General features: G+C 40.4%; 7 protein-coding genes (1 of these 7 only partly in view). 3 read left to right on the forward strand and 4 right to left on the reverse strand.

Annotation, left to right across the window (positions count from 1 at the left end):
• Window positions 1-43: 43 nt before the first annotated feature.
• Window positions 44-2,122, reverse strand: coding sequence for a TonB-dependent receptor (locus VOI46_RS00610; RefSeq protein ID WP_324738121.1), 2,079 nt, complete (start codon window positions 2,120-2,122; stop codon window positions 44-46).
• 206 nt (window positions 2,123-2,328) lie between these two features.
• Between VOI46_RS00610 and dbpA the strand changes: the two genes are divergently transcribed.
• Complete coding sequence (dbpA, locus tag VOI46_RS00615) at window positions 2,329-3,717, forward strand: ATP-dependent RNA helicase DbpA (protein ID WP_096740357.1); 1,389 nt, start codon at window positions 2,329-2,331, stop codon at window positions 3,715-3,717.
• Here the strand turns inward: dbpA and VOI46_RS00620 are convergent, their stop codons facing one another.
• Window positions 3,718-4,281 (reverse strand): DNA-J related domain-containing protein, encoded by a 564-nt coding sequence (locus tag VOI46_RS00620; protein ID WP_004588960.1) that lies wholly within the window; start codon window positions 4,279-4,281, stop codon window positions 3,718-3,720. It abuts the gene before it with no gap.
• 75 nt (window positions 4,282-4,356) lie between these two features.
• Here VOI46_RS00620 and VOI46_RS00625 point away from each other — a divergent pair, with 75 nt between their 5' ends.
• Window positions 4,357-7,170, forward strand: a complete 2,814-nt coding sequence (locus tag VOI46_RS00625) for an ATP-binding protein (RefSeq protein ID WP_324738122.1) — start codon at window positions 4,357-4,359, stop codon at window positions 7,168-7,170.
• Between the two features lie 223 nt (window positions 7,171-7,393).
• Here the strand turns inward: VOI46_RS00625 and rho are convergent, their stop codons facing one another.
• Together rho and trxA are read right to left on the reverse strand one after the other, a co-directional pair.
• Window positions 7,394-8,653, reverse strand: coding sequence for a transcription termination factor Rho (rho, locus tag VOI46_RS00630; RefSeq protein WP_004588958.1), 1,260 nt, complete (start codon window positions 8,651-8,653; stop codon window positions 7,394-7,396).
• A gap of 182 nt (window positions 8,654-8,835) precedes the next feature.
• Entirely contained in the window at window positions 8,836-9,162 is a 327-nt protein-coding gene (gene trxA, locus VOI46_RS00635; RefSeq protein WP_282337866.1) for a thioredoxin TrxA, read from the reverse strand.
• A 91-nt stretch (window positions 9,163-9,253) separates the two neighbouring features.
• Here trxA and rhlB point away from each other — a divergent pair, with 91 nt between their 5' ends.
• Window positions 9,254-10,453, forward strand: the 5' portion of a protein-coding gene (rhlB, locus tag VOI46_RS00640; protein WP_024032051.1) for an ATP-dependent RNA helicase RhlB. The gene runs 78 nt beyond the window's last position; only the first 1,200 of its 1,278 coding nucleotides appear in the window; it begins with the start codon at window positions 9,254-9,256; its stop codon lies off the right edge, out of view.

Genomic DNA, 10,453 nt, shown 5'->3' on the forward strand with positions numbered 1-10,453 from the left:
ACAATTATTATTGTGCGGGCTTTATAAGTATAAGTTTTATAACTTAAAAGCTAAATTGAGCTGCTAGGCGTACATTTGTGCCTTCGCCCACGGTAACGTTGTTTAAGCCACCGCCGCCTAAGTAGTTTTCGTCTAATAGGTTTTCAATGTTTAAACGAAGGTTTACATCGGTTTTGCTTACTTTAAGTTTGTAAGTTGCACCTACATCTACTCGTGTGTAAGCATCTTTTACTACTGTGTTTGCACTATCGGCAAAGCGCTCACCTTCATAAAATGCACCGGCATTAAATGCAATGGTGTCGTTTAACTCATAGCGAGTCCAAAGTGATGCAGACCATTTAGGAGCATCAGTAGGGCGTTTACCTTGTAGGTCTTCGTCACGCTCAAAATTTGCATCTAAGTACATAGTTGATGCCATAACAAATAAGCGGTCGGTAGCTGCACCTTGCGCGCTTAGCTCAAGCCCTTTATGGCGTTGCTCGCCTACTTGGTTTGTTTCAGAGGTAAATTCGCCCACTGGCACTTCAAGTGCTTCGGTTACTAAGGTGCCTTTTTTGCTAATATCAAATACAGCACCGCTTAACATTAGGCGGTCATCAAATAGTTGCCATTTAACACCAATTTCTTTTTGCTCAGAGGTTACAGCATCAAGCTTCATACCGTTGTTGATGTCAGTTTCGCTTACTAATGTATCGCTACCTTGTGGCTCAAAACCTTCTGAGTAGCTAGCATAAATAGTCGCAGAAGGGTTAGGGTGATAAAGCACACCTACTTTTGGTACGAACGACTCGTTATCTGCGCCTTCTCTGTTTTGCTCATCGTAACGGCCACCTAATGATACTTGCCACTGTGGCGAGAAAGTAATTAAGTCTTGAACGTAAATACCGTAGTAGTCGTATTCAGTTTCGCTAATAGTATCATCTGATTTATAGCTTACTGTTGGGCGGCTTGGCTCGTTTTGGCCTGCAGCAAAATTAAAATACTCTGCTGATGTACGGCGTTGCCCGTAATAGTAATCTAGTGAGTTTGCACCAATTAAAAACTGATGTTGTAAACTACCGGTTTTAAATTCGCCAACAAAATCAATAAATGCGGTTTTAAACTGCCAATCGTCAAAACGGTCGTAAGGGCGCGACTCATAGCTATCGCCTTCTACGAATGTGCTTGGCTTACGAGGTGCAGACTCAAAACGCTGGCGCTCAAATGTTTGCTCGTTGTAACCAAGCTTAACTTGCCAGTGATCGTTTAAGTACACTTCAAAATCTACGCCTAAGTTTTCTACCGTTATGTCGGTAAACGCCCAAGACATATCGCGAATGGTTTTGTCATCGCCAATCACATTAGCGTTGTCATCTATCCATGCACCTGTATCAAGGCCTGCTTCGTCGTCTGTGCGGTCGTAATGTACACGTACTAATGCGTTGTCGCTTAAATCGTAATCAACAATTACAGCACCTAAAAAGCGGTCGCGTTCACGGTTTTCGCCGTTTTGGTATTCGCGCCAGTAATCAACATCTTGTTTTACTAAAATACCGCGTGCACGTAAATCTTCAGCGTCGGTAAGTGCACCAGCTGCGTCTAGCATAAAGCGGGTAGAGCCATGTTGGTCTACATCTGCACTGGCGTTAAATAATGTAGTTGCCGTAGGCTTTTTTGTCACCATGTTAATCAAGCCACCTGGACCTGATTGTCCGTATAAAATACTTGATGGGCCTTTAATAACTTCTACTTGTTGTAGAATTTCAATCGGTTGCTGGTAGTGAGACCAATGTTGGTGTCCGTCACGTAAGTAGCCTGTTGAAGAGCTAAGTTCAAAGCCGCGTAAGTTAAATACTTCACGGTTACGTTGTTGAGAGCCGGCAGTTAAACTTGCATCGTTAGTAAGCACTTCGCCAAGTGTGGTTGCTAATTGCTCGCTAATTATTGTATCGCTAATAACCGTTACTGATTGCGCTGTTTCTAACAATGACGCTGATGTTCTCATTGCTCCGTTGGCGTTGTCGACTTTGTAGTCGTTAAAATAACTACCTTTAACTTCAATTCGCTCTAAGTCAGTAGGTGCGGCAAAGGCGCTTGTGCTAATGGCACCAACAAGTGCTACGTACAGTGAGTTTAGTTTCATCAATTACATCCAGTGTTAGGGTGTTAAAATTTTTCGAGGATCTTAATGAAAACTAGTATCATTTGCAACTTTTTTATTAACAAGGATTAACGCATCGTAAAATAATGCACATCGGGTATTAATGGTTGCCTAACCTGAATTCTGCTATTATAGAGCCATATTTTGGGGCTAAGCCCTGTGTTGTTTTTATTATTTTGGAATTTATTGTGACTTCTACTGCATTTTCATCTTTGGCTTTACCTGCTGGTTTAGTTGATAATTTATCAACACTTGGCTACTCGCAAATGACGCCTGTACAAGCGCAAAGCCTGCCACCTGTACTTGAAGGTAAAGACATTATTGCACAGGCAAAAACCGGTTCAGGTAAAACTGCTGCTTTTAGTTTGGGTGTGTTAGCTAAATTAAATGTAAAACGTTTTCGTATTCAATCGCTTGTACTTTGTCCAACGCGCGAACTGGCCGAGCAAGTGGCAGTAGAAATGCGCAAACTTGCCCGCGGTATTCACAATATTAAAATTTTAACCTTGTGTGGCGGGGTTTCTATTGGCCCACAAATAGGCTCGCTTGAGCATGGCGCGCACATTATTGTGGGTACACCTGGGCGAGTGGACGATCATATTCGTAAAGGCACACTGCGTTTAGACGATGTTGAAACGCTGGTACTTGATGAGGCAGATCAAATGCTTGATATGGGTTTTCAAGATACCCTTGATGCCATTATTGAGCGCATACCGCAAAATCGTCAAACGTTGTTATTTAGTGCAACCTTTCCGCGTGCAATTGAAGCTATTGCAAAGCGCGTATTAAAAAATCCAGAGATGATAAAAGTAGAAGAAGAGCAAGAAAAAAGCACAATAAAGCAATACTTTTACAAAATGGATAACAACAAACAGCGTTACTCAACACTTAAATTATTACTGCTTAAATTTACACCACAAAGCTGTGTTGTTTTTTGTAATACCAAGGTAGAAACACAACAAGTTTGTGATGATTTAGCAAGTGAAGGCTTTAGCGCAGTGGCGTTGCACGGTGATTTAGAGCAGCGTGATCGCGAACGTACGTTAATTCATTTTGCTAATAAAAGTGCCTCAATATTAGTTGCTACCGATGTTGCCGCGCGAGGCTTAGATATTGACGACATGGACATGGTAATAAATTACCATTTAGCACACGACCCACAAACCCATGTGCACCGTGTAGGGCGTACAGGCCGAGCGGGTAAAAAAGGCATTGCGTGCTCTATTTACGGTGAAGCTGAGCAGTTTAAAGTGGCGCAAATAGGCGACCATTACGAACGAGACTTTTTGCCAGAGCCAATGCCTGCTTTTAGTTTATTAGAAAAGCCGCCTTACAAGCCTGAAATGGTTACCCTAATGATTGACTCGGGCAAAAAGCAAAAAGTGCGCGCTGGTGATATTTTAGGTGCACTTACTGGCAAAGATGGTGTTGCAGGACGCCAAGTAGGTAAAATAAATGTACTCGATAACGTTGCCTTTGTAGCCGTTGAGCGCAATGCATCAAAACCTGCGCTACGTAAATTAACCGAGGGCAATATTAAAGGACGTAAAATTCGTGCCCGTCGCCTTACCCGTTAATTACCTGTTTTGAGCAGCTAGCTTTAGCTGCTCATACTCGGCTCTTATTTGTCTAAATTTACATGCACTCCCAGTTTGCTTATCGGGATGATGTTTTAATGCCAATTGCCGCCAGCGCTTTTGTAGCATAGCCAGGCTAAAGTTTGGCGGTAGTTGCCAAGCCTTAAGTAATGGCTCAATTTGCCCAACTGGTTGCTTTATTAGTGGGTTAAATTGCTGCCAAAAACTATCTAATAATGCCTCTATGTCTTTGGCACTGGTGTCGTAGTTTTCCCAGTTTAAATAGTAACCTTTTAAATGGGATTGTGTTGCTACATTGCTACTTGCCTCTACAAGTTCAATATGTAATGACGATATAATTAAGTGCTTGGGTAATAGCTGTGTTTGCAGCTCAAATAAAGCATTCATAATTAAAAAATTCTTTTTAAATAAATTTTGCTCAGGGTTTGCATCTAAAGGTGGTAACACCCCTTGTTGAGCGAGCGTTGCAGCTAAGGTATGAACTTTCCAAACACGCTGAGTTAAAAGTAGCTCAAAAATCTCATCAATCAGGGGGTTAAGCATTGTTTGCACTCGTTTTGTTGTGTATCTTCAATAAAGATTACACTGACTAAAGCTAAAGTTTGAAGGAATAATATTATGCAAGGCAAATTGAAGTGCCTTTTATTTGTTTTATGTTGTGTGTTCATACTGCCAAGCTTTGCTCAAAATAGTGTATCTTTATTTGATGAATTTAAAAAAGAGCAGCAGTGGGATGTAAAACTCACGCTCGGTAATGCACTGCTTGAAGCAAAAAATATTACAGAATCCCAAAAGGTCAGTGTGTATTCTGAACTTGCCGATTTAGCCTTCTCCTCAGATGATTTTGAAAATGCCCTGCTATATTTTAAAAAATTAGAACAGCACACTTCCTTAAACTACCTACCAGATATGCACTTTAGAGCCATTAAAATGCAAGGCGTTGTGTTTTATTTTCAGGGATATTTTCAGCAAGCTATTGTTGAATATAGCCGTGCCATGGTGATTGTTGAAAAAAACAATAAGCAAGTAGAGCTTGCAAACCTGCTTAGTAATATTGGTTTAGCGTACTTCGAAATGAATAATATGGAGCTAACGCTCGAATATTATTTAAAAGCAAAAGAGATTTATGAGAAAAAGGGCAGTGCTCAAGACCAAGCTGATATTTTGCTAAATATAGCAGGGGTGTACATAAGGTTATCACGTTACGAAAGCGCCATTTTATTTTATAAAGAAGTACTTAAAGTTTATCAAAAATTAGCTGATACCAGCGGTATAGCGCAAGTTAACAATAATTTAGGGGTTGCTTACTGCGAAAGTTCGCAATTTGATTTAGCGCTGCATTATTATCAAATGGCACTGCGCTATTATATTTCTACCAATGATTATAATAAGTTATCTACCCAATATACTAATTTAGCAAACATCAATTTAATTCTTAATAACGTGGATGTTGCCTACGAGCAAGCTAAATTGGGGGTACAAAATGCCCTTAAAATTGCTAATCACAGTTTAGAGCTTAACGCCTTACATGCATTGGCTAAAATACAATTTGTGAGAGGCGAGCTTGCTGATTCGCAAAAAAGCTTAGATAAAGCAACCGATTTGGCCACACAATATAATAGTGTGCGTATAAAGCGCGATGCTTTTGGTACACGCTCGCTCCTAGAGGCAAGCAAAGGCAACTACGCTGAGGCATTAACTCTGCACGAAAAGTTTGTAGCAAAGCAGCGCGGTATAAATAGCGAAACAATTACCAGCGCTTTAGCTGTACTGCAAAATCAATTTAAAGCTACTCAGTTAAATCAAGAAATTCAAAAACTTAAGCAAGAGCGAAAAGTACAAAAGTTAAAAATGAGCCAACGTTCGCAGCTTACGGTTTTTATTTTTGTTTTATTATTTTTAGTAATTGTAACGGGCACCGCGCTTTATCGTCGGGGCGCTGAAAAGCGTGCCAAGCAGTTATTAAAAGAACAAGTTGCGCAGCGTACAGCAGAGCTACAAGCTATTGCCCAAGAGTTGCGAGAAGCAAATGATGTTAAAAGCCAGTTTTTGGCAAATATTAGCCATGAAATTAGAACCCCGCTCACCGCTATTTTAGGCCAAACAGATGATTTAATTAATGGTTTTTACGAGCCTGAAAACCTACAAGATGAATTAAAAATAATTCAACGACATAGCGATCACTTAAAAAGTTTAATTAATGACGTACTCGATTTAAGTAAAATAGAAGCAAACAGATTAGAGCTTAATATTTCGTGCTTTGACATAGTGCAGCTAGTTAGCGATGTACATGCCATGTTTATTACGCAGGCTAAGGCGAAGCATTTACAAATTCGTTTTGATAACCATGTAGGCAATGCGTTTTATACCAAGCTCGATTTAATGCGGGTGAAGCAAATACTCATTAATTTATGTGCTAATGCTGTTAAGTTTACGCAGGCGGGGCAGGTAGTTGTGTCTTTAAACAAAACCGAGCAAGGGCTTGTTTTTATAGTGAAAGACACCGGTCTTGGCATGAATTCATCACAGCTAAAACAAATATTTGAATGCTTTAGCCAAGCCGATAACAGTATTAGCCGCCGCTTTGGTGGCACCGGATTAGGGCTTAGTTTGTCTCAACAGCTAGCCTCTATGATGGGCGGCTACATTAGCGTACAAAGTGAGTTTAAACGCGGAAGTCAGTTTTCGCTGTTTTTACCCTGTATAGAAGTTGAAAAAGAGCTAGATGAGTACGAACATGTAAACACCGCTGAACAGGTTAAGCAGTTAACCGGGCGTGTAGTACTGGCTGAGGATCATCCCGACAATCGCAGACTCATAAGTCGTTATTTACGTTCTATGGGGCTTGAAGTTATTGCGGTAGAAAATGGCGAGCAAGCGGTTGAGAAGTGCCTACAAATATACCCAGATTTAGTGCTGCTTGATATACAAATGCCTATTATGGACGGGCGCGCTGCGTTTTCGTTGTTGCAACAGTGCGGCTTTCAAGCGCCTATTTTTGCTTTAACGGCCAATGCAATGAGCCATGAAGTTGATGATTATCTTGCCCTAGGGTTTACAGGGTATTTAGGTAAGCCATTAGATAAAAACGCGTTTTATAACACCCTTGCCCAGCATTTAGGTGAAGCAAAACAAGAGGCAGCCTATACAGCTAAGATAGACATGAGCGACTTAGTAACAAGTTTTAAGCAAAGCTTCACGTTTGAAAGCGAAACCATAAGTCAGCACCATAATAGTAATGACCTAGAGGCACTACAAAAAGACAGCCATCGTATTTTAGGCGCTGCGCAAATGTTTGCGTTAGACGATATTGCCAAAGCCGCTAAAAATCTCGATATGGCTTTACTCAATAAACAAAGCCAAAGCAAAGAACACATTCAAAAGCTTGTAGATGAATTACAGCGTGTACTTAAAAAATATAACGAGAGTTAATTATACCAATCGTGTTAGGTTATTAGACATTTATAGCGACAGATAAATAGAGTGGTAAGAAGGCATGAATTTTGACACGAAGTTGCTCTACATAAGAAATTTATAACGCCATTAACGCTTTATTTAGTATGCTAGAAAGGCTAAATATCTAAGCCGATTGGTATTAGTCGTTTAAACATAAAAAAAGCGCCCTAGGCGCTTTTTTTATGTAACGAAAACGCGTTTATTGGCGTTTCATCGAATCGAAGAATTCATCGTTCGTTTTGCTCATAGAAAGCTTATCAATTAAGAATTCCATTGCATCAATCTCTGACATTTCATGAACAATCTTACGTAAAATCCACAGCTTTTGTAGCTCATCTGGCTTAGTAAGTAGTTCTTCACGACGCGTACCAGAGCGGTTAAAGTCGATGGCAGGGAATACACGCTTTTCAGCAATCTTACGATTTAAGTGTAGTTCCATGTTACCGGTACCTTTAAACTCTTCGTAGATAACTTCATCCATTTTAGAGCCCGTGTCGATAAGTGCTGTAGCTATAATTGTTAAGCTACCGCCTTCTTCAACATTACGTGCAGCACCAAAGAAGCGCTTAGGCTTGTGCAGTGCGTTAGCATCAACACCACCGGTAAGTACTTTACCTGATGAAGGAATAACAGTGTTGTAAGCACGCGCTAAACGGGTGATTGAATCAAGCAAGATAACCACATCTTTTTTGTGCTCAACTAAACGTTTTGCTTTTTCAATAACCATTTCTGCAACTTGTACGTGGCGAGAAGCTGGCTCATCAAACGTTGATGCAATAACTTCACCTTTAACGAGGCGTTGCATCTCGGTTACTTCCTCCGGACGCTCATCAATAAGTAAAACCATTAATGTAACATCTGGGTGATTGTGAGTAATTGATTGTGCAATGTTTTGCAGTAGCATTGTTTTACCCGCTTTAGGCGGTGCTACTAACAAACCACGTTGGCCACGGCCAATTGGAGATGCTAAATCAAGTACACGAGCGGTAATGTCTTCTTTACTGCCGTTACCGCGTTCCATACGAAAACGTTCGTTTGCATGTAGTGGGGTAAGGTTTTCAAAAAGAATTTTAGTGCGAGAGTTTTCAGGTTTATCGAAGTTAACTTCATTTACTTTTAATAAAGCAAAGTAACGTTCGCCATCTTTAGGTGGACGAATAAGCCCTGAAATAGAATCGCCAGTACGCATGCTGAAACGGCGAATTTGGCTTGGAGATACATAAATATCATCTGGGCCAGCTAAGTAAGATGCTTCTGATGATCTTAAAAAACCAAAACCATCTTGTAAAATCTCTAGTACACCGCCACCGAAGATGTTCTCTCCGCCTTTGGCGTGTGCTTTAAGAATAGCAAAAATGATATCTTGCTTTCTTAAGCGGGCTACGTTTTCGAGCCCCATGGACTCAGCTAAGTTTACAAGTTCTTTTATAGACTTGTCTTTTAATTCGCGTAAATGCATATTGGTGGGTTCTTTATTACAATTGTCATACTCAAAATCGCTTTGATAGTTGAGTGAGGTTTGTTGAATATAACTAAGGATTAGTTGGCTTTATAAACTAGCAGTTCACTGGCATAGCGTCCAGTCTTTATACAAAATAAACACAAAAAAAGGGCAAAAACGCCCTTTTTTTTAATTTTTACTTAGATATTGTTTTCTAAGAACTCAATAAGTTGAGTTTTAGAAAGCGCACCAACTTTCGTTGCAGCTACTTGGCCGTCTTTAAAAATAAGCAGAGTAGGAATACCACGAATACCAAATTTAGGCGGTGTACCCGCGTTTTGGTCGATGTTTAATTTAGCAACTGTTACACGGCTTTCATATTCATCAGCTACTTCATTAAGGATAGGGGCGATCATTTTACAAGGTCCGCACCACTCAGCCCAAAAATCTACTAGTACAGGCTTGTCTGATTGTAATACGTCGGCTTCAAAGCTATCGTCAGTAATTTGGATTATTTTCTCGCTCATTGCGCTCTCCGATTTAGTTAGGCGAAATATTTAGTGCGTATTTAAACACTCTTGTTTCTTATTGCAAGTTTAAACGTTATGCTTAAACGCTATGACTAAGACACATTTGACCGATAAAAAGTTTTCAGACTTTGCTATCGCACCGGAAGTGGTTGCCGGTTTAACCGAAAGTGGGTTTGAATATTGCACACCCATTCAAGCAAAATGCCTACCTTTTATTTGTGACGGACGCGATATCGCGGGCCAAGCACAAACAGGTACGGGCAAAACGTTGGCGTTTTTAACTGCCACGTGCCATCGGTTATTACAATCTAGCAAAGCACCTAGTAAACATCCAAGAGCCCTGATCATGGCCCCGACTCGGGAGCTTGCGATTCAGATACACAAAGATGCTAAAATTTTAGCGCCGCACTGTAATCTTAACTTAGGTTTAGTATATGGTGGCGAAGATTACGAAAAACAACGTGCACAATTAGAAAAAGGCGTTGATATTTTAATTGGTACTACAGGTCGACTAATCGATTTGTACAAGCAAGGCTGTTACACCCTTAATGAAATTGAGGTAGTTGTGCTTGATGAAGCCGATCGTATGTTCGATTTAGGCTTTATAAAAGACATTCGTTACATGTTCCGCCGTATGCCAGATACAGCAGATAGATTAAATCTATTATTTTCTGCCACGCTTTCTTATCGCGTGCAAGAACTTGCCTTTGAACATATGACCAATCCTGAGCACGTTCAAATCGAGCCAGACGTTAAAACAGGTAAGCGAATTAAAGAAGAGCTATTTCATCCTTCTCAAGAAGATAAAATTAAGCTGCTATTAACTTTAATTGAGGAAGAATGGCCAGAGAAAGCCATTGTGTTTGCCAATACAAAGCACAGCTGTGAAACAGTGTATGCCTGGTTAAAAGCCGATGGCCACCGAGTAGGTATGCTCACTGGCGATGTAAACCAGAAAAAACGCCAATCTATATTAGCGCAATTCACCAAAGGCGAATTAGACTTTTTAGTGGCAACCGATGTGGCAGCACGTGGGCTACATATCCCTGAGGTCAGTCATGTATTTAACTTTGACCTGCCAGATGATTGTGAAGATTACGTTCACCGTATTGGCCGTACAGGTCGTGCGGGCGCATCAGGTCATGCAATTAGCTTTGCATGTGAGCAGTACGCTTATAACCTGCATGAAATAGAAGAGTATATAGAGCACAGCATTCCTTTATCACATTATGATAAAACCGCATTGCTAGATGATTTAACAAAGCCTACTATTCAAAGAAAGCGCAAC

It is taken from the genome of Pseudoalteromonas sp. CuT4-3 (assembly GCF_035666335.1).
GTDB lineage: Bacteria > Pseudomonadota > Gammaproteobacteria > Enterobacterales > Alteromonadaceae > Pseudoalteromonas > Pseudoalteromonas atlantica.

Bases quoted from the DNA above. Each gene is read 5' to 3' on its own strand.
- VOI46_RS00610 (WP_324738121.1), bottom strand. From the start codon at position 2,122: ATGAAACTAAACTCACTGTACGTAGCACTTGTTGGTGCCATTAGCACA.
- VOI46_RS00620 (WP_004588960.1), bottom strand. From the start codon at position 4,281: ATGCTTAACCCCCTGATTGATGAGATTTTTGAGCTACTTTTAACTCAG.
- VOI46_RS00625 (WP_324738122.1), top strand. From the start codon at position 4,357: ATGCAAGGCAAATTGAAGTGCCTTTTATTTGTTTTATGTTGTGTGTTC.
- rho (WP_004588958.1), bottom strand. From the start codon at position 8,653: ATGCATTTACGCGAATTAAAAGACAAGTCTATAAAAGAACTTGTAAAC.
- trxA (WP_282337866.1), bottom strand. From the start codon at position 9,162: ATGAGCGAGAAAATAATCCAAATTACTGACGATAGCTTTGAAGCCGAC.